The 20,894-nt window shown below is 69.8% G+C and carries 20 protein-coding genes and 3 tRNA genes; 5 read left to right on the plus strand and 18 right to left on the minus strand.

The genetic code is table 11. The features are described from left to right. From TSO352_RS21410 to msrA, 3 genes are all read right to left on the minus strand, one after another. Nucleotides 1-891, minus strand: an 891-nt coding sequence (locus tag TSO352_RS21410; protein ID WP_282183897.1) for a DNA translocase FtsK, incomplete at its 3' end; no start/stop codon positions are given. Further along, nucleotides 888-1,460 carry a PAS domain-containing protein gene (locus TSO352_RS21415; protein WP_109109251.1) on the minus strand — a complete coding sequence of 191 codons (573 nt, stop codon included), beginning with the start codon at nt 1,458-1,460 and terminating at the stop codon, nt 888-890. The genes TSO352_RS21410 and TSO352_RS21415, both read right to left, overlap by 4 nt. A gap of 152 nt (nt 1,461-1,612) precedes the next feature. Continuing rightward, complete coding sequence (gene msrA / locus TSO352_RS21420) at nt 1,613-2,254, minus strand: peptide-methionine (S)-S-oxide reductase MsrA (protein ID WP_109110783.1); 642 nt, start codon at nt 2,252-2,254, stop codon at nt 1,613-1,615. A gap of 158 nt (nt 2,255-2,412) precedes the next feature. On the opposite strand from msrA, the gene TSO352_RS21425 reads away from it, so the two are divergent. Continuing rightward, entirely contained in the window at nt 2,413-2,868 is a 456-nt protein-coding gene (locus TSO352_RS21425; RefSeq protein WP_109109252.1) for an RNA polymerase sigma factor region1.1 domain-containing protein, read from the plus strand. Between the two features lie 28 nt (nt 2,869-2,896). Here TSO352_RS21425 and TSO352_RS21430 read toward each other — a convergent pair whose 3' ends face one another. From TSO352_RS21430 to TSO352_RS21460, 7 genes are all read right to left on the minus strand, one after another. Continuing rightward, nucleotides 2,897-3,754 carry an RNA methyltransferase gene (locus TSO352_RS21430; RefSeq protein ID WP_109109253.1) on the minus strand — a complete coding sequence of 286 codons (858 nt, stop codon included), beginning with the start codon at nt 3,752-3,754 and terminating at the stop codon, nt 2,897-2,899. Between the two features lie 33 nt (nt 3,755-3,787). Then, nucleotides 3,788-4,366 carry a YqaA family protein gene (locus TSO352_RS21435; protein WP_109109254.1) on the minus strand — a complete coding sequence of 193 codons (579 nt, stop codon included), beginning with the start codon at nt 4,364-4,366 and terminating at the stop codon, nt 3,788-3,790. Between the two features lie 156 nt (nt 4,367-4,522). After that, on the minus strand, nt 4,523-5,122 hold the full coding sequence (locus tag TSO352_RS21440) for a YgjV family protein (protein ID WP_109109255.1): 600 nt from the start codon (nt 5,120-5,122) through the stop codon (nt 4,523-4,525). 238 nt (nt 5,123-5,360) lie between these two features. Continuing rightward, complete coding sequence (locus TSO352_RS21445) at nt 5,361-5,774, minus strand: LysR family transcriptional regulator (RefSeq protein WP_247872296.1); 414 nt, start codon at nt 5,772-5,774, stop codon at nt 5,361-5,363. 129 nt (nt 5,775-5,903) lie between these two features. Beyond that, nucleotides 5,904-6,920: a glucokinase gene (locus TSO352_RS21450; protein ID WP_109109256.1), complete on the minus strand. Its 1,017-nt coding sequence runs from the start codon at nt 6,918-6,920 to the stop codon at nt 5,904-5,906. A gap of 38 nt (nt 6,921-6,958) precedes the next feature. Then, the gene (otsA, locus tag TSO352_RS21455; RefSeq protein WP_109109257.1) at nt 6,959-8,368 is read right to left on the minus strand and encodes an alpha,alpha-trehalose-phosphate synthase (UDP-forming); all 1,410 of its coding nucleotides are present in this window, start codon (nt 8,366-8,368) and stop codon (nt 6,959-6,961) included. Between the two features lie 508 nt (nt 8,369-8,876). After that, nucleotides 8,877-9,794 carry an N-formylglutamate amidohydrolase gene (locus TSO352_RS21460; RefSeq protein ID WP_109109258.1) on the minus strand — a complete coding sequence of 306 codons (918 nt, stop codon included), beginning with the start codon at nt 9,792-9,794 and terminating at the stop codon, nt 8,877-8,879. Nucleotides 9,795-9,984: 190 nt separating this feature from the next. Here TSO352_RS21460 and TSO352_RS21465 point away from each other — a divergent pair. Together TSO352_RS21465 and TSO352_RS21470 are read left to right on the plus strand one after the other, a co-directional pair. After that, nucleotides 9,985-10,059 (plus strand) — tRNA-Val (locus TSO352_RS21465). A 195-nt stretch (nt 10,060-10,254) separates the two neighbouring features. After that, nucleotides 10,255-11,073 carry a transporter substrate-binding domain-containing protein gene (locus TSO352_RS21470; protein ID WP_109109259.1) on the plus strand — a complete coding sequence of 273 codons (819 nt, stop codon included), beginning with the start codon at nt 10,255-10,257 and terminating at the stop codon, nt 11,071-11,073. 130 nt (nt 11,074-11,203) lie between these two features. Here TSO352_RS21470 and TSO352_RS21475 read toward each other — a convergent pair. The 3 genes from TSO352_RS21475 to TSO352_RS21485 form a co-directional block, all read right to left on the minus strand. After that, nucleotides 11,204-11,279 (minus strand) — tRNA-Ala (locus TSO352_RS21475). Nucleotides 11,280-11,308: 29 nt separating this feature from the next. Then, nucleotides 11,309-11,395: transfer RNA gene (locus tag TSO352_RS21480), tRNA-Leu, on the minus strand. A 213-nt stretch (nt 11,396-11,608) separates the two neighbouring features. After that, nucleotides 11,609-13,414 carry a carbon starvation protein A gene (locus TSO352_RS21485; RefSeq protein WP_109109260.1) on the minus strand — a complete coding sequence of 602 codons (1,806 nt, stop codon included), beginning with the start codon at nt 13,412-13,414 and terminating at the stop codon, nt 11,609-11,611. Nucleotides 13,415-13,665: 251 nt separating this feature from the next. Between TSO352_RS21485 and TSO352_RS21490 the strand changes: the two genes are divergently transcribed. Further along, nucleotides 13,666-13,863 carry a CstA-like transporter-associated (seleno)protein gene (locus TSO352_RS21490; protein ID WP_109109261.1) on the plus strand — a complete coding sequence of 66 codons (198 nt, stop codon included), beginning with the start codon at nt 13,666-13,668 and terminating at the stop codon, nt 13,861-13,863. Here TSO352_RS21490 and TSO352_RS21495 read toward each other — a convergent pair. Then, nucleotides 13,808-14,743 (minus strand): YihY/virulence factor BrkB family protein, encoded by a 936-nt coding sequence (locus TSO352_RS21495; RefSeq protein ID WP_109109262.1) that lies wholly within the window; start codon nt 14,741-14,743, stop codon nt 13,808-13,810. The two genes, TSO352_RS21490 and TSO352_RS21495, sit on opposite strands and share 56 nt — an antisense overlap. Nucleotides 14,744-15,069: 326 nt before the next feature. Here TSO352_RS21495 and TSO352_RS21500 point away from each other — a divergent pair, with 326 nt between their 5' ends. Then, a complete protein-coding gene (locus TSO352_RS21500) occupies nt 15,070-15,774 on the plus strand; it encodes an aspartate/glutamate racemase family protein (protein WP_109109263.1) in 705 nt (234 codons plus the stop codon). 15 nt (nt 15,775-15,789) lie between these two features. On the opposite strand, the gene btsR is transcribed toward TSO352_RS21500, so the two are convergent. The 4 genes from btsR to TSO352_RS21520 all read right to left on the minus strand — a co-directional run bounded on the left by btsR (nt 15,790) and on the right by TSO352_RS21520 (nt 20,847). Next, nucleotides 15,790-16,509 carry a two-component system response regulator BtsR gene (btsR, locus tag TSO352_RS21505; protein ID WP_109109264.1) on the minus strand — a complete coding sequence of 240 codons (720 nt, stop codon included), beginning with the start codon at nt 16,507-16,509 and terminating at the stop codon, nt 15,790-15,792. A gap of 24 nt (nt 16,510-16,533) precedes the next feature. After that, nucleotides 16,534-18,231 (minus strand): sensor histidine kinase, encoded by a 1,698-nt coding sequence (locus TSO352_RS21510; protein WP_109109265.1) that lies wholly within the window; start codon nt 18,229-18,231, stop codon nt 16,534-16,536. A 115-nt stretch (nt 18,232-18,346) separates the two neighbouring features. After that, nucleotides 18,347-19,159, minus strand: coding sequence for a polysaccharide deacetylase family protein (locus tag TSO352_RS21515; protein ID WP_109109266.1), 813 nt, complete (start codon nt 19,157-19,159; stop codon nt 18,347-18,349). A gap of 155 nt (nt 19,160-19,314) precedes the next feature. Further along, nucleotides 19,315-20,847, minus strand: coding sequence for a malonyl-CoA synthase (locus TSO352_RS21520; protein WP_109109267.1), 1,533 nt, complete (start codon nt 20,845-20,847; stop codon nt 19,315-19,317). Nucleotides 20,848-20,894 lie beyond the last annotated feature (47 nt).

Consider the following 20,894-nt stretch of genomic DNA (forward strand, 5'->3'; position numbering starts at 1 on the left):
GCCGGTGGTGCCGGCGACCAGCAAATGCGGCATGCGGGCGAGGTCGGCCACCACCGGCTCGCCGCTGATGTCCTTGCCCAGCGCGATGGCGAGCTGGGCGGTGGTGTTGCGGAAGGCGTCGTGGTCGAAGCTCTCGCGCAGATAAACCATCTCGCGCACCGGGTTCGGCAGCTCGACGCCGATGACGCTGCGGCCGGGGACGATGGCGATGCGGGCGGTGACCACGCTCATCGAGCGGGCGATGTCGTCGGTCAGGTTGATCACGGTCGCCGACTTGGTGCCGGGCGCCGGCTCGAACTCGTACAGCGTCACGACCGGGCCGGGGCGCACGTCCATGATCTCGCCGCGGACGCGGAAGTTCTTCAGGACGGTTTCCAGCATCCGCGCGTTGCGGGCCAGCACCGCCTCGTCATGCTGCTGCACCGGGCGCGGCGGCGGGTTCTGCAACAGCGTCACCGCCGGCAGCGAATAGACCCCCGGATCCGACGGCGTGGCCGGCGCGCAGGGCGCGGCTTCGGCCACCGCGGTCCGAGGCGCTGCGACCGCCGCCGTCGGAGCGGGGGCGGGCTCGCATGGGGCGCAGGGCGGGGTGGCGGGCGCTTCGGCCTCGGCCGGCTCGCGCGCCTCATAGGCCCATTCGACGCCCGACAGGAAGGCGAAGCCGGCGACCACCGCCAGCGCCTCGTCCGACAGGTTGGTGGAGTAGACGGTGCCGGCGCGCGGCGTGCCCGGCAGCACCTCGACATCCCACATCACGCGGCTGTCGGGCCGCGGGTTGGGCACGAGGTTGAAGGGGCGGCCGTTCAGCGCGCACCACAGATTGAACTCGTCGGCGGTGACCACGCCCGCCTGGGTCGGCGGGGCGGCGAGGTGCGGCATACGCGGCGTCATGCCGAGGCTCCCGGCTTCTGAACGGTGAGGGGGACGGGACCGGCGGCGGCGCCGGCGGCAGGGCCACGCACGGCCCCTCCAAGCACGGCCCCTCCAAGCACGGGAGGACGGGCCGCCAACTCGCGCGGGGTCATCTCGTAGGCGGCGACCAGCAGCTTGTCGATGCTGGTCCCGTCGCTCGACATCGGCAGCACCAGCCGTTCGAAGCTGCGGGTGCGCCCGCCGAAGACCGCGGTGTGGACGCGGGCGATCGGCAGCCGTTCGCGCCGCACCGTCTCGTATTCCGGTTGCAGCACCGCGCGCTGTTCGGGCGGCAGGTCGTCCAGCGTGGCGCCCAGGCGCGACTGGCCGAAGGCGGCGACCAGCGCCTTGCCGTAATAGGAATAGACGAAGGTGCCGGCCTCCTCGCCGATCACCTCGAACACGGCGATGTTGTCCTTCCACGGCCGCAGATCGGCCGGGGCGATGCTGCTGGGGACCGGCGGACGGCCGGCGACGGATTTGGTGAGCCAGAATTCGAGCAGGCCGCTGAGATACGGCGTCGCCAGCTCGGTTCTTTCCTTGGTCATGTCAATCGCAGCTGGACGGGCGGCGCCCCCGCGGCAGGGCCGCCGCGGGAGCTTTCAAGAGCCGCCCGAACCATACCCGCAAGCGCCGGTGCGGCGCAACCGCAAGGGCTTGAGCCCGGCAGGGACGCCGCCGCTCCGGATTTACCCGGCTTTCACGCGGCGCAGGTGACGCCGGTGCCGCCCAGGCCGCAGTAACCGTTTGGATTCTTGGCGAGATACTGCTGGTGATAGCCCTCGGCGAAGTAGAAGGGCGGGGCGTCGCGGACCTCGGTGGTGACCGGGCCGTAGCCGGCCTCCTTCAGCCGTTGCTGGTACGCGGCGAGCGACGCCTCGACCGCGGCCCGCTGCGCCGGGCTGTGGGTGTAGAGCGCCGACCGGTATTGGGTGCCGACGTCGTTGCCCTGGCGCATGCCCTGGGTCGGGTCGTGCGACTCCCAGAACACCCGCAGCAGGTCGTCGAGGCTGACCGCGGCGGGGTCATAGACGATGCGCACCGCCTCGGTGTGGCCGGTGCGGCCCGAACAGACCTCTTCATAGGTCGGGTTGGGGGTGTGGCCGCCCTGGTAGCCGACGGCGGTCACCCACACGCCCGGCACCTGCCAGAACTTGCGCTCCGCCCCCCAGAAACAGCCCAGCCCGACGTCCAGCACCTCCAGCCCCGGCGGGTAGGGCGGCGTCATCCGGCGGCCGTTGACGTGATGGCGGTCGGGCACCGCGACCGGTTCGCTGCGGCCGGGCAGTGCCTCCTCCGGCGTCGGCAGGGTCGCCGGCTTGCGCAGAAAATGCCCCAGCATGGTCTGGTCTCCCATCAGTGATGATCCGTTGGAGGGACCACTTATGTCGGGTCGCCGCCAGTCCGCGGCAAGGTGGCGCCGGGAATGGACCCTTGGACCGGCCGCGGGTGTTGATCCATCGACACGTCCAAGCATCCTGGAAAGGGGAGACCATCATCATGGCCAGCACCACCGACCACGCCGCCGTCCAGTCCCTGATCGCGCAGGGACGCCGCAACGGCAACCGCCTGAGCGCCGAGGCGCTGGGCGCCGCCCTGCCGGTGGACACGATGACGCCGGAGGAGACCGCCGCCGTGATCGAGCGGATCGAGGCCGCCGGCGTCGAGGTCGAGCTGGACGATTCGCGCCTGATGCACGGCCGTCCCAACCCGGCGCTCGCCCGCCAGACCCGCGACGATTACCGCCGTGGCGACGGCGTGGTCGACATGGCCAGCCCGGCGGCCCCCGCCGTGTCGGCGCCGGGAGCGGTCCCGTCGGTCCATGGCTGGGCCGACGATCCGGTCGGCGCGCACGGCCACGGCGCCGTTCCCAGTTGGAAGCGCAACGGCGTGGAACTGCTGCCGCTGGCCTGCGTCGCCGGGGTCGCGGTGGTGTTGATCGCCGCCCTGGGGTGAGGGTCAGGTGGCGGTTGGTGGCCGGCGGTCAGCCGCCCGCCAGCGCGTGGATGAGGATGGCGGCGGTGGCGGCGACGTTCAGCGACTGGACGCGTCCGCTGCCGGGAATGGTCAGCACCGCCTCGCAGGCGGCGAGCGTCGCCGGCGGGATGCCGTCCTCCTCGTTGCCCAGAACCACCGCCGGGGGCTTAGCCGCCGGGGACTTGGCGCCCGCTTGGCCGCGCCAGCCGCCCAGCGCGCCGGCGTCGACGGTCGGGCGCGACTGGTCCAGCGCGGTGCCGAAGACCCGGTGGCTGGCGCGCAGGCGTTTCAGCAGCGCGGGCAGGGCGGGGGCGCGCTCCAGCGCCACCCATTCGAAGCCGCCTTCGGCGACGCGGTAGGCGGCCTCCGACGGCAGGGACTGGCCAGGATGGTCGGACACCAGGACGCGGGGCAGGCCGAAGAAGGCGGCGGTGCGCAGGATGGCGCCGAGATTGTGCGGGTTGCCGACCCCGTCGAGGATCAGCAGCGGCTCCGGCGTCCGCCGCGCCACCTCGGTGTCGAAGAGCGGCAGCGTGCGCGGCGTCATCAGCGCCACCACCCCGCCGTGCAGCACGGTGCCGGCGACCTTCGCCAGCTCCTCGCCCTCCACCATGCGGTAGGGCTTGCGGGCAGCGGCCATCGCCTTGCAGAAGGCGCCGACCGCCGGCTTCAGACGCTCGTCGAAGAACAGCCGCTCCACCCGCTCCGGCTCGTGGGCGAACAGGGCGGACACGGCGGCGAGACCGGCGACGCGGAACAGCTTGCGCGGATCGCCCGCCTCCGGGGCCGGAGTGGAAGCGGCAGAAATGGCGGCGGTCCGGGGGCGGGCGCGGCTGGGGTGGGGCGGGCGCCCGCGCGGAGGCATGGAGGTCCTGTCTGTCGGGAATAAGGTGGCGGGCTACAGCAGCTTCACGACCAGGAAACCACCGATCAGCGCCACCGCGAACACGCTGGTGACCAGGGTCAGCCGCTTTTCGATGAAGTTGCGGATCGGCGGACCGAAGAAGTACAGCAGCGCCGCGACCAGATAGAAGCGGATCGAGCGGGAGATGATCGAGGCGCCGATGAACACCCACAGCGGCAGATGGGCGACGCCGGCGGTGATGGTCAGCAGCTTGTAGGGGATGGGCGTCATGCCCTTGATGATCAGGATTTCCGCCCCGTACTCGACGAAGGTCAGCCGCAGCTGCTCGAACTTGTCGGTCAGGTGGTAGAAGTCGATGACCCAGCGGCCGATCGTCTCGTAGAGGAAATAGCCGATCATGTAGCCGGCGATGCCGCCGACCACCGAGGCCAGGGTGCAGATCGTCGCCAGCTTCCACGCCGCCTTGCGGTCGGCGATGACCATCGGCACCAGCAGCAGGTCCGGCGGCAGCGGGAAGAAGGAGCTTTCGGCGAAGGACACCCCGGCCAGCCATTTGGTCGCGTCCTTCGACGCGGCCTTTTCCATGGTCCAGTCATACAAACGCTTCAGCATGAATTGGCCGCCCTTCTTTGCTGCCGTGCACACGCACAGGCTCTTTTAGGCGCGGCGCCGGCTCGACGCCAGCGCCCAATTCGATTGCCCAATTCGATCGCCTCCGGAGGGGGCGGCCCCATCCGGAGGCGGTACTCTGCCGGGGGGTGGTGACCGTCAGGCGGCGGCCAGGGTGGCTTTCGCGGCGGCGGGCACGGCGTTGCCGTTGGCGATGGCGCCATCGGGGGCAAGAGCGGCGGCGCGGGCGGCGCGGCGCTCGCTGATCAGGCGCAGGATGTTGGCCGCGGCGGCGATGCCGTCCGACGCCATGGCGAAGGGCGACATGACCAGCGTGTTGTGGGTGACCCAGAACAGCCCGGCGGTCAGCAGCAGCCAGCGCATCCGCATGGTGTCCGACTGCCAGCGCGCCAGGGTGGAGAAGGTGATGCCCAGGCTGGACAGCGCCGACGGCAGGCCGGCCCAGGTCAGGCAGGCGATGGCGGCGATGGCCGGCATGGTGGCGGCGAACAGCCCGGTCTGCCAGCGGCTGCGCCCCTCCGGCAGCGCCGCCAGCGCCTGCACCACCACCAGCGCGCAGAGGGCGGCGGCGGTGTGCGCGCCCAGCAGCACGTAATGGGTGATGAACATCAGGTTGGTGACGGCCTGCCCGGCCAGCAGGGCGCGGCGCTTCTTCATCAGCGGCCACAGGCACGAACCGGCGAAGGCGGCCGCGCCGAAGGCGTCGGCGGCCGAGATGGGCAGCGGAAAGAACGACATGGGAGGAGGGGGCTCGGGGCAGGATCGCGCCGTTCGGCTCCGCTCGCGCGGTCCGTCCGGGGATCGGGGAAAGCAGGGGGTGATGGCAGGGGGCTGATGGTTTGTTGCCGATCGGCAACGCTGGCGGCCCAGCGGCAACAGATGCAGATCTACGCCGCCTGATTGCGTCGCACCACCGGACTTCCGGTTGCCCTGGGCTGCACCGCGCGCATGGAAGAAAAAGCGGGCACCGGACCGCTCAGCTCCCGCTGTCGTCGACCGCGGTGTTGTCGGCGGGCATTTCGTCCGCGGGAGCGTCCACCGTGGCGGCCACCTCCGCCTTCAGCGCCTCGTCGAGCCAGCGCAGGTGCGGTTCGGCGGCCTTGCGTGCGTCCTCCTCCACCTGGCGGTAGCGGGCGACGACCTCCTGGCCGAGCGGGGTCAGGCCGGCGCCGCCGCCCTCGCGGCCGCCGACGCTGGTGCGGATCACCGGTTCGCGGAAGGCGGTGTTCATCGTCTCCACCAGGAACCAGGCGCGGCGGAAGGTCATCTCCAGCGAGCGCGCCGCGGCGGAGATCGATCCGGTGCGGTCGATCGCTTCCAGCAGCGCGATCTTGCCGGGGCCGATGGCGCCCGACGGGTGCAGGAAGCGGACACGAAGGTCGGTGGCCATGGCGTTCCGGTTGGTCCGATGGTGGTAGCGACCACCATGTGCGGCCGGTCCCGCCGGTTCAAGCGACAAGTGGGGCGACCGGTGGGGGCGCGACAAGTCGCTCCGTCCGCGCCCCGCGGTCGGCCGCCCTCAGTCGGCCCCGGCCGCCTCCGCCAGCCCGAGGAAGGCGGGCAGCTCGTGGGTGATGACGTAGGTCGGCACCGGGACCAGGAAGTCGCGCATGCGGCCCTTCTCGGTGAAGCGCTTGCGGAAGCGGGAGTGGGTGAACAGCGTGCCCAGCTTCGGCACCACGCCGCCGGCGATGTAGACGCCGCCGCGGGCGCCCAGCGTCAGCGCCAGGTTGCCGGCCACCGTGCCCAGCATGGCGCAGAACATCTCCACCGCCTCGACGCAGTGGGCCTCGGTGCCGGCCACCGCGTGGTCGGCGACCTGCGCCGGGGTCAGCGGCGCCGGCTCGCGCCCGTCGAGGATCGACAGCGCGTCGTAGAGGTTGACCAGCCCCGGCCCCGACAGCACCCGCTCGGCCGAGACATGGTCGAAGCTCTTGCGCAACTGTCCCAGCACGGCGCTCTCGCGGTCGCTGATCGGCGCCATGGTGACGTGGCCGCCTTCGCCCGACAGCGCGGTCCAGCGGCCGTTCGCCCCCGGCACCAGCCCGGAGACGCCGAGGCCGCTGCCCGGCCCCAGCACGGCGACCACCCCGCCCGGCAGCGGCGCGCCGTCGCCGACCGGACGGCGGTCCTCCTCGCCCAGCCGCGGCACCGACAGGGCGACGGCGGTGAAGTCGTTGATGACCACCAGACCGTCGAGCCCCAGCGCGTCGCGCACGCGGGCGACCGAGAACTGCCAGACCAGGTTGGTCATGGCGATGTGATCGCCAGTGACCGGCCCGGCCACCGCGAAGGCGCCGCGCCGCGGCCGGCCGGGCGTTCCGGGCGCCGCCAGCCCGACCGCCGCCAGATAGGCGCCGGCGGCGTCCTCGATCGAGGCGTAGTCGGCGCAACGCAGCACCCGCGTGTCGCGCACCACCCGCCCGTCGATCAGGCCGAAGCGGGCGTTGGTGCCGCCGATGTCGGCGACCAGGATCGGGGCCAGGATCGGGGCCGGGAGGGGGGAGTCGGTGGGGATGGCGGGATCGGCGGCCATGGCGTCGGGTCTGCCTTGGAAATGGGCCGAGCGGATGCTCAGGTGACCGGAAAGTCATACGGCGCACGGGTCAGCGCGTCCACATAGCTTTCACGCCACCAACCGATGTCGTGCGAGCGCAGCGTCCGCATCATCGCCGCGTGGCGCTCCTTGCGCTCGCCCAGCGGCATGGTCAGCGCCCGCTGCAGGGCGTCGCCCACCCCTTCGATGTCGAACGGGTTGACGATCAGCGCCTCGCCCAGCTCGTGCGCGGCGCCGGCGAACTGCGACAGCACCAGCACGCCCGGATTCTCGTCGTCCTGGCAGGCGACATACTCCTTGGCGACGAGGTTCATGCCGTCGCGCAGCGGCGTCACCAGCCCGACGTTGGCCAGCCGGTAGAAGCCGGCCAGCACGCGCTGGCCGAAGCTGCGGTTCAGATAGCGGATCGGCTGCCAGTCGAACTCGGCGAAGCGGCCGTTGATGCGGCCGGCCATCTCCGACAGCTCACGGCGGATGGCGATGTATTCCGGCACGTCCTCGCGGCTCGGCGGGGCGATCTGCAGGAAGGTGACGCGGTTGCGGTGCTCCGGATACTCGGACAGCAACTGTTCAAAGGAGGCGAAGCGCTGTGGCAGCCCCTTGGAATAGTCGAGCCGGTCGACGCCGACGATCAGCCGCCGCCCGACCAGGCTGTCGCGCAGCCGTTCGGTCTGGCGCGACCGGCTGGCGGTGCGGGCCAGGCTTTCCAGCGCCGCGGTGTCGATGCTGATGGGGAAGACCTTGGCGAGCAGCGTGCGGCCGAAGGCGCGGATCGTCGCGGTGCCGTAGGCGCCGCGCTGTTCCACCGTGCCGTCGGTCTCCAGGCGGATGTAGTCGACGAAGCCGCGCAGGTCGGCGGCGGTGTGGAAACCGACCAGATCGTAGGCGCACAGCTCGCGGATCAGGTCGCGGTGGTTGGGCAGGGCGGTCAGCAGTTCCGGCGGCGGGAAGGGCGTGTGCAGGAAGAAGCCCATCCGCTGCGAACAGCCCCGGCGCCGCAGTTCGTCGCCGAACGGGATCAGGTGGTAGTCGTGGACCCAGATCATGTCGTCGGGGCGCAGCAGCGGCTCCAGCTTGTCGGCGAAATAGGCGTTGACCCGCTCGTAGCCCTCGCGCGTCCGCCGGTTCACCGCGATCAGCCCCAGACGGTAATGGAACAGCGGCCATAAGGTCTGGTTGGCGAAGCCGTTGTAATACTCCTCGTGGTCGCGGCGCCCCAGATCCAGCGTGGCGTAGGTCAGCCGCCCCGCCTCCGTCCGTGTCGGTTCCGCCTGGGACTCGCCGTCGACGACGTTTCCGCTCCACCCGAACCAGATGCCGCCGGTCTTCTTCAAGGCCGCCAGGATGGCGACGGCAAGACCGCCGGCCGCCTGCTTGCCCTCTTCCATCAGGGCCACCCGGTTGGATACGACGACGAGCCTGCTCACGATGTTCTTCTCCTTATTGGCCGCCGGCGGGGCGCTTCACAGGTCCCCGGTGCGGGGCGAATACGAAACGACCGTCGGCGGGCTTGGTTCCGAACACGGCCGGCCGGGGGCAGACGCGCCGCTGCGGCATGCCCATTTGGTAAGGGGTCTCCGCATAAGGTTATGGTGCGGTGCAGCGTGTCGGGCGGGAGGGGTATCCGGTTCGCGATACCGCCTCCCCAGTTAATGGGCTGAAACTCATAGGAAAATTTTTTGGACTTGAAGCCCGGCGGAACCGCGATCATATTGTGCAGTGCGGCAACGGTCACGTCATGATGTGGACGTTGGCGTAACGCACTTCTTGGGCGTTTCCTCCCTAGACTGAGGCCGCGGGTTCGCCCGCGGCCCTTTTTTTTGCCGCCGGCAAGGGGCACCGTTCTCCGGATGCCAGCCTCCGGACCGTCATTGATAAGCGTGAACTGTGGCATTCGATGGGCGGCGGACGCCGTGCGCGGTCCGCCGTCCAGGGTCAGCGCGGTTCCAGCCCGTCCGGCGGCAGCAGGCCCAGCGTGTCGACCAACTCGGTCATGTGGCGGGTCAGCACGTCGAGATAGGGCAGGCGGGTCAGCGCGGCCTCGTCCATGTAGAGGTCGCGGGCGATCTCGATCTGAAGCGTGTGGATGCCCTGGCGCGGCCGGCCGTAATGGCGCGTGGTGTAGCCGCCGGCGTAGGGGTTGTTGCGGCTGACGGCATAGCCCAGCCCGCGCAGGAAGGCTTCGGCGGCGTCGATCACCGCGGCGGCGCAGGCGTTGCCGTAGCAGTCGCCCAGCACGATGTCGGGCTGGCTGCCGGTGCGGCCGGCAACCGGCGCCCCGGCCGACGGCATGGAATGGCAGTCGACCAGCAGGACATGGCCGAAGCTGTCGCGGGTGTGCTCCACCAGCTCGCGCAGCGCGGTGTGGTAGGGGGTGTAGCAGCGGTTGACTCGGTCCAGCGCCTCGGCGAAGCGCAGCTTGCCCTTGTAGATGTCCTCGCCGTTGGCGACGACGCGGGCGATGGTGCCCAACCCGGCCGCCACCCGCGGCGACCGGGTGTTGACGTAGGCCGGCAGCGGGTCGGCGAACATCTCCGGGTCGAGTTCGTAGGCCTCGCGGTTGACGTCCAGATAGGCGCGCGGGAACAGGGCGCGGATCATTGGCACGCCGACGGCAGGGGCGAAGGCGAAGATCTCGTCGACGAAGCAGTCCTCGGACTTGCGCAGTGCCCGGGCGTCCAGCCGCGAGGCGGCGAGGAAGGCCGGGGAATAGGCGTTCCCGCTGTGCGGCGACGCCAGGACGAGCGGCAGCCTCTGGCTCGGCGGGGCCAGGATCTCGAAGGCCGGATCGTCGTGGGCGGGTCGTCCCTGCCCAGCGCCGGCATCACGTTGCGCGTCGAAGGAGGCGTCCATGGGGAAGTGATGTAGTCGACGCCGCGCCCGCTGTCACGGGACCGCCCGCGCTTCCGCCGCCGTCGGGCAAAAAAAGCGGAGACCGCGGAAAAATGCGCACAAAGGGCTTGCGCAGGTCCCGAGAGGTCGGTATACACCCGCCCACGCCGGACGGAACGACGCCAAGCGCGCCGCGAAAGCCGGTACAAGTGGGCGGTTAGCTCAGCGGGAGAGCACTACGTTGACATCGTAGGGGTCACTGGTTCAATCCCAGTACCGCCCACCATTCTGAAGGCCGGCAACCGAAACGGGTTGCCGGCCTTCGCCGTTTTGGGCTTCGCTCCGTCGCTTCGGGGCCCGCCCGCGCCCTCTCGCCAGACGGCCGCGCACCGCTTACGCTTGATGGACGAACAATCTCCGGCCGGCTCTGTCCCGGCCGGCCCATCGTTCATTGGCCTGTCGTCCATTGGGAGGAGCATCCATGTCCACCGATACCCGGCGTCCCCGCCGCTGGAGTCTGGCCGCGGCCCTGGGCGCGGCGCTGGTCTGCGCCGTTGCCGCCGTCGCCTCGCCTGGAACCGCAACGGCGGCGGAACCGTCGCGCCTCGATGCGGTGCTGGCCGCCGGTACGCTGCGCGTCGGCACCACCGGCGACTACAAGCCCTTCACCTACCTGAATCCCCAGACCCAGACCTTCGAGGGCATGGATATCGACCTGGCGCAGGCGATGGGCAAGGCGCTGGGCGTGAAGGTGGAGTTCGTGAAGACCAGCTGGTCCACGCTGATGCCCGATCTGGAGACCGACAAGTACGACATCGCCGTCGGCGGTGTGTCGGTGACGCTGGAGCGGCAGAAGAAGGCGCTGTTCTCGGATCCGCTGATGCGCGACGGCAAGACGCCGATCACCCGCTGCGAGAACAAGGACCGCTTCCAGACCATCGCCGACATCGACAAGCCCGGCGTCCGCCTGATCGTCAACCCGGGCGGCACCAACGAGAAGTTCGCCCGCGCCAACATCCGCGCCGCCGGGATCGAGGTCCATCCCGACAATGTGACCATCTTCGACCAGATCGTCGCCGGCAAGGCCGACCTGATGATCACCGACGCGGTCGAAACCCGGCTGCAGCAGAAACTGCACCCGGAATTGTGCGCGGTCCATCCCGACCAGCCCTTCGACTTTTCGGAAAAGGCCTTCCTGCTGCCGCGGGACATCGTGCTGAAGCTGTGGGTCGACCAGTGGCTCCACCGCGCCGTCGCCACCGGCGACTATCAGGCGGTGTTCGATCGCTGGCTGAAGTGACCGTTTGATAGGGACCTGTGGAAGAGCCGTCGCTTTCAAGCGGAAGCGGCGGCCGCCAACCGGCACACCGCGCACGGACGCGCAAAAGCAACAAGGGCCCGGCGATGGTTCGCCGAGCCCTTGTTCTGTTTGGTGGAGCCAAGGAGGATCGAACTCCTGACCTCTACAATGCCATTGTAGCGCTCTCCCAGCTGAGCTATGGCCCCGTTTAACCCGTTCACCAACACTGGGGTGTTGGTGCGCTCGAAGGGAGTCGAACCCCCACGACCTTGCGGTCACTAGGACCTGAACCTAGCGCGTCTACCAGTTCCGCCACGAGCGCGTCCCGCACCTGCGTCGGTGCGAGGAGCGGGTGTATAAAGGGCGTTTCGGTCGGACACAAGCACGGAATGCGCACCCGCTGCATTTTTTTGCACGCCCGGCTCGCCGGCACGGAAAAGGCCGCGGACCCTGTGGGACGTCCCACAGGGTCCGCGGCCTTTTCAGCCTTCCCCGGCCCGTTGCCGGGCCGGGGCGGGAGCCGTCGCCCGTCCGGTCACTCGGCCGGGGTGGCGATCATCGGCACCTCGGCGGCGCGGAGCTGCAGAAGCTCCTTCCACTTCTTCAGCGCGGCGACGAGGATGACGAAGCCCAGCACCAGCATGATGATCGAGATGCCGGCGTTGAAGGGGTTGTAGCCCTTGGCGGCCTTGTTCAGGTAGACGTTGGCGATCATCCAGTAGCCGGCGACGTTGACCGTGACGAACAGGTAGGCCAGCGGGACCAGGCAGGTCAGCATGTAGATCCGCTTCTGGGCCAGGCGCAGGATGATGGTGGCGCCGATGATCAGGCCGACCGAGGCCATCAGCTGGTTCGACACCCCGAACAGCGCCCACACCGAGTTGATGTCGCCCGACGTCAGCAGATAACCCCAGGCCACGCAGGCCAGCACGCTGGCGATGATCGAACCGGGCACCCAGTCCAGCCGCTTCATCGGGGCGTAGAGGTCGCCCAGCAGGTCCTGCAGCAGGTAACGGGCGACGCGGGTGCCGCTGTCGACGGCGGTCAGGATGAACACCGCCTCGAACATCACGACGAACTGGAAGAAGTAGGAGGCGAGGTTGCCGAACCACGGCACGCGGGTGAAGATCTCGGTCATGCCGACCGCGAGCGTCACCGCACCGCCGGTGCGGCCGTAGAGGTCGAGGCCGATTTCCTGGCTCAGCCGCGGCAGGTCGACGACGTTCATGCCCAGGGCCTTGAAGGCGGCCGGCGCGGAGTTGATGGCGAAATAGTCGGCCGGGTGCAGCGAGGTGGCGGCGATCAGCGCCATGACGCCGACCACGCATTCCGCCAGCATGCCGCCGAAGGCCACCGGACGGATGTCGCTCCACTTGTCGATCAGCTTGGGCGTGGTGCCCGACCCGATGAAGGCGTGGAAGCCGGAGATGGCGCCGCAGGCGATGGTGATCGAGATGAAGGGCCAGACCGGGCCGTTCAGCACCGGGCCGCCGCCATGGATGAAGTCGGTCAGGGCCGGGAAGCGGATTTCCGGGTTGATGAAGACGACGCCGACGACCAGCGCGCCGAACACGCCGATCTTCATGAAGCTCGACAGGTAGCCGCGCGGGGTCAGCAGCATCCACACCGGCAGGGCGGTGGCGAAGAAGGCGTAGACCGGCAGGGCGACGGCCACGGTTTCAGCGTGCAGCGTCAGCCACTCGCCGACCATCGTCCCCTGGATGTAGGGGCCGGCGAAGACCGAGGCGGCGATGGCGGCGATGCCGACCTGGGTGGCGCCCTTCGACGAGCCGGTGACCCGCTCGTAGAGGCCGAGCGCGATGGCGATCGGGATCGTCATGAACACCGCGAAGGTGCCCCAGGCGTTGCGTTCCAGCGCATGGACGACGACCATCGACAGGCCGGCCATGGTGATGGTGATGATGAACAGCATCGCCAGACCGGTGCACCAGCCGGCGACCGGGCCCAGCTCGGCCTTGGCGACCTCCGACAGGGACTGGCCCTTGTGCTTCATCGAGGCGAACAGCACGACCGTGTCGTGCACGGCGCCGCCGATGACGCAGCCGATCAGCAGCCAGAGGAAGCTCGGCAGATAGCCGAACTGGGCGGCCAGCACCGGGCCGACCAGCGGGCCGGCGGCGGCGATGGCGGCGAAATGCTGGCCGGCGTTCACCCATTTCTTGGTGGGAACGTAGTTCTTGCCGTCCTGCAGCATGTGGGACGGGGTGACTTCGGAATCGTCGGCACGGAGAACCTTGCGCACGAAGAACACGCCGTAGAAGCGGTAGCAGAGCGCAAGAATGCAGAGTGTCGCGATCACAAAGGTTAAGGCGTGATCCATGACGGCTCTCCTGAGAAGGAATTCGCCCCTGGTGTACGCCTCAGCCTCCGCCGGATGGGGTGGATTGCCGCGAGCGGTGGTCAGGACGTGGCGAGCGGTCGCCAGCAGAGGCCAAGCGGCGCCGCTGGGGGGCGAATGGCGACCGCTGGGCGGCCCATGGCGCCGCTCGCCCGGATCGCCACCACTGGACGCCGGGCCGGGGGTAGTGTGGGACGTCTCACACCGCCCCACCGCCGACGCGAGGTTCCCCGATGACGACCCCCTGCCCCCGCACGCCCCTGCGACAGGCGCTGACCAGCCTGCGCCGGCTGTTCAACGACGACAGCTACGAACGCTACCGCGAGGCCCAGGCCCGTATGGCCCCCGACGAGCCGCCGCTCGACCGGCAGGCCTTCAAGGCGCGGCAGATCCTGATGACGCTGGGGCGCGGCTGCTGCGGCGGGCGTTAGGGCTGGCCCCCGGGTCGGCCCCGGGGCCGGCGGCGGCCCGGCTGCCGCTGCGCTCGGAATAGGCGCGCGTCAGCTCGGCCCCGAACAGGAAGATCACCGCCGAATAATAGACCCACAGCAGGATCAGCACGAAGGACCCGGCCGCGCCATAGACCGTCACCACGCCGCTGGTGGCGATGTAGAAGCCGATCAGGAACTTGCCCACCGCGAACAGGAAGGCGTTGACCGCCGCGCCCAGCCAGACGTCGGTCCAGGGAATGCCGGTGTCGGGCAGGATGCGGTAGATCAGCGCGAACAGCACCGTCAGCACCGCCCACGACGTCACCACGTCGAAGCCCCACAGCAGGGCCGGCAGGGACGGCAGGACGCTGGCGGCCCAGGCGCCGAACGCCGCCAGCCCGGCGCTGACCACCAGCGAGACGACCAGCAGGAAGCCGATGGCGCCGATCAGGGCCAGCGCCTTCAGCCGCACCCGCACCAGCCATGTGATGGTGGCTTCCTGCGACGCCTCCACCTTCCAGATGCGGTTCAGCGCCGTCTGGAGTTCGACGAACACGGTGGTCGCGCCGACGAGGATGGTGCCGATGCCGATCGCGCTCGCCCAGACGCTGGTGCCCCGGTCGCCGGCGCGGGCGATCATGTCCTGCACCGTCTGCCCGGCGTCACGGCCGATCAGCCCGCTCAACTGGTCGACCAGCGCCCCCCGCGCCGCGTCGTCGCCGAACACCAGCCCGGCCAGCGCGATGACCAGGATCGCCAGCGGCGCCAGCGAGAAGATGGTGTAGAAGGCGATCGACGCCCCCAGGCTCATGGCGTCGTCGTTCATCCAGCCGCGCGCCGCATCGGCGACGATCCCCCACCAGCGCCGCAAGCCTCCCATCGCCACGCCTCCCCATCCCGCTCCGTTGAAGGAGTAACGCCCGACCCGCTGTTTTGATCTGCGGCGAACGGACCGCCCGCAGCGATTTCCCAGGGTGGTCGCCTGTGGCCAGCACAAGTTTGCCCAAGAAAGCCCGTGATTCCCGCGCAGGCGGGAATCCAGCCATTTCAGCCCGTGCTTACCCGAATCCCGCATCCGTGGTAGGAAGGACCGGTCGCCGGCCCGGCGGACGGAACCGTGGAACGGGGCACGCCACCCTGTTTCACCCGGTTTCAAACGTTCCGTCGGCCGTTCCACTGGCCGTCCACCGGCAGGAGACCAAACCCATGTCGCAGAAAGTCATCGGTCTGATCGGCGGCATGAGCTGGGAAAGCTCGGCCGAGTATTACCGCATCATCAACGAGCGGGTGCGCGACCGGTTGGGCGGCCTGCGCTCGGCGCGCTGCCTGATGTGGTCCTTCGATTTCGCCGAGATCGAGGCGTTGCAGCACGCCGGCCGCTGGGATGACGCCACCGCCCTGATGATCGACGCGGCGCGGCGGCTGGAGTGCGGCGGGGCGGATTTCCTGCTGATCTGCACCAACACCATGCACCGCATGGCGGCGGAGGTGCAGGCGGCGGTCGGCGTTCCCCTGCTGCACATCGCCGACCCCACCGCCGCGCGCATCCGCGCCGCCGGCTTCCGCCGGGTCGGGCTGCTCGGCACCGCCTTCACCATGGAACAGGACTTCTACAAGGGCCGGCTGGCCGAGCGGCACGGGCTGGAGGTGCTGGTGCCGGACACCGCCGACCGCGCCACTGTCCACCGCATCATCTACGACGAGCTGGTCCAGGGCCGGGTCGAGCCGGCGTCGCGCGACGCCTACCGCGCGGTGATCGCCCGGCTGGTGGAGCGCGGGGCGGAGGCGGTCATCCTCGGCTGCACCGAGATCATGCTGCTGGTCGGGCCGCAGGACAGCGCCGTGCCGCTCTACGACACCACGGCGATCCACGCCGAGGCGGCGGTGGAACTGGCCATCGCCGACCTGTGACGGCGCCGCCCGCCCTCACCCCATCCCCAGCCGGTCCTTCAGCGCGCCCAGGAAACGCCGGCTGACCGGGACCGTGTGGCCGCCGGTGGTCAGGATCTCCGCCAGCCCGCCGTCGACGAAGCGGATTTCCCGGATGCGCTCCGGGTTGACCAGATGCTGGCGGTGGCAGCGGAACAGCGGGCTCTTTTCCTGCAGGGTGTGCAGGGTCAGTTCGGTGAAGCGCTCCTGCCCGTCCTCGGCGACGACATAGACGCCGGCGGGGCGCGAGACGACATACTCGACGTCGGCCAGCTTCATCAGCGTGATGCGGTTGACGCCGGTGCAGGGGATGTGGCGCAGCTCGGCCGCCCCCGGCAGCACGCTGACGTCCTGGGGCGCGCGTTCGCGGCGCAACCGCTGCAGGGTCTTGGCCAGCCGCGCCGGGTCGGCCGGCTTCAGCAGGTAGTCGAAGGCGTGCTCCTCGAAGGCCTGGACCGCGTATTCGTCGTGGGCGGTGAGGAAGACGATGCGCGGCATGCGGTCGGGGTCGAGCATCCCCAGCATCTCCAGCCCGCTGACCCGCGGCATCTGGATGTCGAGGAAGACCACGTCCGGCGCCTGCCGGTTGATGGCGCCGATCGCCTCGATGGCGTTGGCGCATTCGCCGACGATGCGGACGTCGGCGGCCTCCTCCAACAGCCGGCGCAGCTCCTCGCGCGCCAGCGGCTCGTCGTCGACGATCAGGACGTTCATCATGTAAGGGCCATCATGCGGGGACCATCATGCGGGAACCGGCTCTTCCAGGGGCAGGCGCAGGGTGACGCGGGTGGCGACGTCGGGGTCGCAAGCGACCACGACGCCGTAGGTCTCACCGTAGCGGTTGCGGATGCGGCGGTCGACGATGGTCATCCCCAACCCGTCGCCGCCCGGCTTCGCCTCGAACAGGCCGGCGTTGTCCTCGACCGACAGCAGCAGGTCGCCGCCCTCGCGGCGGGCGGCGATGCGGACGCGGCCGTCGCCGAGCAACTGGGCGGTGCCGTGCTTGATGGCGTTCTCCACCAGCGGCTGGAGCGAGAAGGCCGGCAGCCGGGCGTGGCGCAGGTCGTCGGGCACGTCGATGTCGACCGCCAGCCGGCCGGTGAAGCGCGCCAGCTCGATCTGCAGGTAGGCGCTGACATGCTCGACCTCGTCGTTCAGCGAGGCCATCTCGCTGGGCCGCTTCAGGTTCTTGCGGAAGAAGGTCGACAGGTTCTGCACCAGCTGGCGGGCGCGCTCCGGGTCGTTGCGGATCACCGCGGAGATGGTGTTCAGCGCGTTGAACAGGAAATGCGGGTTGACCTGGGCGTGCAGCAGCTTGATTTCCGACTGGGCGAGCAGGGCCTTCTGCTGCTCGTAGCGGCCGGCCAGGATCTGGTTGGACAGCAGCCGGGCGATGCCCTCGCCCAGCGTGCGGTTGATGGTGGAGAAGATCTTGGTCTTCGGCTCGTACAGCTTGATGGTGCCGATCACCCCGCCATCCTCGCCGACCAGCGGGATCACCAGCGCCGCCCCCAGCCGGCATTGCGGGCTGATCGAGCAGCGGTAGGCCACCTCGTTGCCGTCGGCGTAGATCACCTGGTTGTGGGCGATGGCCTGATGGGTCTGCTTTGAGCTGATCGGCGTGCCGGGCAGATGATGGTCGTCGCCGATGCCGATGAAGGCCAGCAGCTTCTCGCGGTCGGTGATCGCCACCGCGCCGACGCCGGTTTCCTCGTAGATGATGCGGGCGACGCGGGTGCTGTTCTCGCTGTTGAAGCCGCCGCGCAGCACGCCGTCGGCGCGGGCGGCGATCTTCAGCGCCTTGGCGGAAAAGGCGCTGGACTGCTTCTCGTCCAGCACGCGGCGCTCCAGCAGGATGCGCATGAACAGCGCGGCGCCCAGCGTGTTGGCGATGATCATCGGCGCCGCCACCACCTCGACCAGATGCACCGCCGCCTCGAACGGCCGCGCCACCGCCAGGATGATCATCATCTGGACCAGTTCGGCGACGAAGGTGACGGCGCCGACGCGCAGCGGGTTGAACAGCGGCTCGATCCGGCCGTGGCGGACCATGTGGCGATGGACCAGCCCGCCGATCAGCCCCTCCGCCATGGTGGAGAGGGCGCAGGCCAGCGCCGACATGCCGCCCAGCGAGTAGCGGTGCAGTCCCCCCGTCAGCCCGACCGCGAGCCCGACCGACGGCCCGCCGAAGATGCCGCCCAGCACCGCGCCGATCGCCCGCGTGTTGGCGATGCTGTCGTCGATGTGGAGGCCGAAATAGGTCCCCATGATGCAGAACATCGAGAAGATCAGGTAGCAGGCCAGCTTGTGCGGCCAGCGCACCGTCACATGGGTCAGCGGCAGGAACAGCGGCGTCCGGCTCAGCAGATAGGCGATCACCAGATAGACGCACATCTGCTGAAGCAGGGAGAGGATGAGGGTGAACGGCTCGACGGTCATGGCACGGGTCCTTGGGGGCGCCCCTGAAAACGGCGGCGACAGTCTACGTCACCCGGCCGTTCCGTCGATGGGACATCCTTGCATTGCCGCTCTCACCCGCCGTGAGGCATGCCGGTCACTTCCGCGGCGCCGGGTGCAGCAACGCCACCGGCGGCGGGGCCTCCGCCTGCCGCATCGCCGCCTCCCACTCGGTCATCGTCACGAAGCGGTAGCCGCGGCGCCGGCCCTCGTCCAGCAGCGCCGGCAACGCCTTCAGCGAGGCCGCCTTGGTGCTGTGCATCAGGATGACGGCGCCGGGGGCCAGCCGCGGCGCGACCCGGCCGAAGATCGCCTTGTCGTCGATGTCCTTCCAGTCCTGGGTGTCGATGGTCCACAGCACCGTCTGCATGCCATGGACGCGCGCCAGCGCCGCGAGCCCGTCGTTGACGTCGCCATAGGGCGGCCGGAACCAGGCCGGATGGACGCCGGCGGCGGCCAGCGCGACGTCCGCCTTGGCCAGGTTCCATTCCTGCTGCGGAAGGGACAGGTCGGTCATCATCGGGTGGGTCTGGGTGTGGCTGCCGACCTCGTTGCCGGAGGCCGCCACCAGCGCGGCGATGTCCTTGTGCTCCTCGACCTTGCTGCCGATGAAGAAGAAGGTCGCCTTCGCCCCGTGCTCCCGCAGCACGTCGAGGATGCGGCGGTCGTTGGCGTCGGGACCATCGTCGATGGTCAGCGCCACCACCTGCGCCGCCGGCGCCTTGCGGTCGACCTGCCCCAGGTTCAGCGGCGAACCGGGGAGCAGATGCTCGGTCACGAAGGGCGCCGCGCCGTGGGTGGCGGCGTAGCTGCGCGGCTGGGCCGCGGCGGCGAGCGGCGACAGGATCAGGGCGGCGGCAACCGCGGAACGGACCACGGGCAGGACGGCACGGCGGACGACGTCGATCATCGGAATGCGGCACGCTGGGGAAGGTCAACCCGCACCGGGCCGGCGGGTGGTCAGCCGTTCGTCATCCGGAAGAACGGCGAACCGCCACGAGCTATGGCGGGGCCACCGTCCCCGCACAAGGGCTTTCTTTGGGCCGTCCCGCCGCCCCCCAGGCGTCAGGCCGCGCGCTTGTCGAACAGGTCCTTGTTGGCGTCGCGCAGCAGGTTCTTCTGCACCTTGCCCATGGCGTTGCGCGGCAGCTCGTCGGCGAAGACGACCGCCTTCGGCACCTTGAAGTTGGCGAGTTGCTCCTTGCAGGCGCGGATCACCGCCGCCTCGTCGACGCCGTCGGCGTCCGGCCGGCGCAGCACCACCGCCACCACCGCCTCGCCGAAGTCGCGGTGCGGCACGCCGATCACCGCCGATTCGACCACCCCGTCGATGGCGTCGATCACCGTCTCGACCTCCTTGGGGTAGACGTTGAAGCCGCCGGAGATCACCAGATCCTTGGCCCGGCCGATGATGTGGACATAGCCGCGCGCGTCGATCCGGCCGATGTCGCCGGTGATGAAGAAGCCGTCGGCGCGGAACTCCTGCGCGGTCTTCTCCGCCATGCGCCAGTAGCCGGAGAACACGTTCGGCCCCTTCACCTCCAGGACGCCGACCTCGCCGTCGGCGACCGGCCGGCCGGTCTTCTCGTCGGCCACCCGCACCGACACGTCGGGCAGCGGGAAACCGACGGTGCCGGGGATGCGGTCGCCCTCCAGCGGGTTGGAGGTCAGCATCCCGGTTTCGGTCATGCCGTAGCGCTCCAGGATCGCCTGGCCGGTGCGGGCCTGGAACTCCCGGTGGGTGTCGGCCAGCAGCGGGGCGGAGCCCGAGATGAACAGCCGCATGTGGGCGGTGACCGCGCGCGTCAGCCGCTGGTCGCTCAGCAGGCGCGTGTAGAAGGTCGGCACCCCCATCATCACGGTCGCCCGCGGCAGCAGGCGGAACACGGCGTCGGGATCGAACTTCGGAAGGAACAGCATGGAGCCGCCGTTCATCAGCACGCAGTTGGTGGCGACGAACAGCCCGTGCGTGTGGAAGATCGGCAGGACGTGCAGCAGCACGTCGTCGGGCCGGAAGCCCCACAGCCGGTGCAGCGTCGCCGCGTTGGAGGACAGGTTGCGGTGCGACATCATCGCCCCCTTCGACCGCCCGGTGGTGCCGGAGGTGTAGAGGATCGCCGCCAGATCGTCCGGCCCGCAGGCGACGGTGTCGAAGGCCGGGTCCAGCCCGGCGGCGCGGTCCGGCAGGGTGCCCTCGCCATGGCTGTCCAGCGTCAGCAGCGTCCCCACCCCGGCGTCGGCCGCGGTGTCGGCCAGCGTTCCGGCGGAGGACGGGGTGCAGACGAACACCCGCGGCGCCGCATCGGTCAGGAAATAGCCGACCTCCGCCCGGGTGTAGGCGGTGTTCAGCGGCAGATAGGCCGCACCGGCGCGCAGGCAGGCGAGGTAGAGGAACACCGCCTCCGCCGACTTCTCCACCTGCACGGCGACCCGGTCGCCCTTGACGACGCCGAGGTCGGCCAGCAGCCGGGCGTAGCGGCCGCTGATGTCCCGCAGGTCGCGGTAGCTGTAGCGGCGGCCGGACTCCAGCTCGATGAAGGGAGCGTCGGCGTTGGCGGGAAAGCGGCTGGCGACGATGTCGAAGACATTACCGGTCATGATCGATGGCATCCCTCGCTGGCGAATGCACGACTGTATGGCCCAGA

Source organism: Azospirillum sp. TSO35-2 (genome assembly GCF_003116095.1).
Taxonomy (GTDB): domain Bacteria; phylum Pseudomonadota; class Alphaproteobacteria; order Azospirillales; family Azospirillaceae; genus Azospirillum.

Coding starts and splice junctions, on each gene's coding strand:
- TSO352_RS21490 (WP_109109261.1), top strand. CDS start 13,666: ATGACGACCCCCTGCCCCCGCACGCCCCTGCGACAGGCGCTGACCAGC.
- TSO352_RS21450 (WP_109109256.1), bottom strand. CDS start 6,920: ATGGCCGCCGATCCCGCCATCCCCACCGACTCCCCCCTCCCGGCCCCG.
- TSO352_RS21520 (WP_109109267.1), bottom strand. CDS start 20,847: ATGACCGGTAATGTCTTCGACATCGTCGCCAGCCGCTTTCCCGCCAAC.
- TSO352_RS21440 (WP_109109255.1), bottom strand. CDS start 5,122: ATGTCGTTCTTTCCGCTGCCCATCTCGGCCGCCGACGCCTTCGGCGCG.
- TSO352_RS21425 (WP_109109252.1), top strand. CDS start 2,413: ATGGCCAGCACCACCGACCACGCCGCCGTCCAGTCCCTGATCGCGCAG.
- TSO352_RS21445 (WP_247872296.1), bottom strand. CDS start 5,774: ATGGCCACCGACCTTCGTGTCCGCTTCCTGCACCCGTCGGGCGCCATC.
- TSO352_RS21460 (WP_109109258.1), bottom strand. CDS start 9,794: ATGGACGCCTCCTTCGACGCGCAACGTGATGCCGGCGCTGGGCAGGGA.
- TSO352_RS21500 (WP_109109263.1), top strand. CDS start 15,070: ATGTCGCAGAAAGTCATCGGTCTGATCGGCGGCATGAGCTGGGAAAGC.
- TSO352_RS21515 (WP_109109266.1), bottom strand. CDS start 19,159: ATGATCGACGTCGTCCGCCGTGCCGTCCTGCCCGTGGTCCGTTCCGCG.
- TSO352_RS21470 (WP_109109259.1), top strand. CDS start 10,255: ATGTCCACCGATACCCGGCGTCCCCGCCGCTGGAGTCTGGCCGCGGCC.
- TSO352_RS21430 (WP_109109253.1), bottom strand. CDS start 3,754: ATGCCTCCGCGCGGGCGCCCGCCCCACCCCAGCCGCGCCCGCCCCCGG.
- TSO352_RS21495 (WP_109109262.1), bottom strand. CDS start 14,743: ATGGGAGGCTTGCGGCGCTGGTGGGGGATCGTCGCCGATGCGGCGCGC.
- btsR (WP_109109264.1), bottom strand. CDS start 16,509: ATGATGAACGTCCTGATCGTCGACGACGAGCCGCTGGCGCGCGAGGAG.
- msrA (WP_109110783.1), bottom strand. CDS start 2,254: ATGCTGGGGCATTTTCTGCGCAAGCCGGCGACCCTGCCGACGCCGGAG.
- TSO352_RS21415 (WP_109109251.1), bottom strand. CDS start 1,460: ATGACCAAGGAAAGAACCGAGCTGGCGACGCCGTATCTCAGCGGCCTG.
- TSO352_RS21485 (WP_109109260.1), bottom strand. CDS start 13,414: ATGGATCACGCCTTAACCTTTGTGATCGCGACACTCTGCATTCTTGCG.
- TSO352_RS21435 (WP_109109254.1), bottom strand. CDS start 4,366: ATGCTGAAGCGTTTGTATGACTGGACCATGGAAAAGGCCGCGTCGAAG.
- TSO352_RS21510 (WP_109109265.1), bottom strand. CDS start 18,231: ATGACCGTCGAGCCGTTCACCCTCATCCTCTCCCTGCTTCAGCAGATG.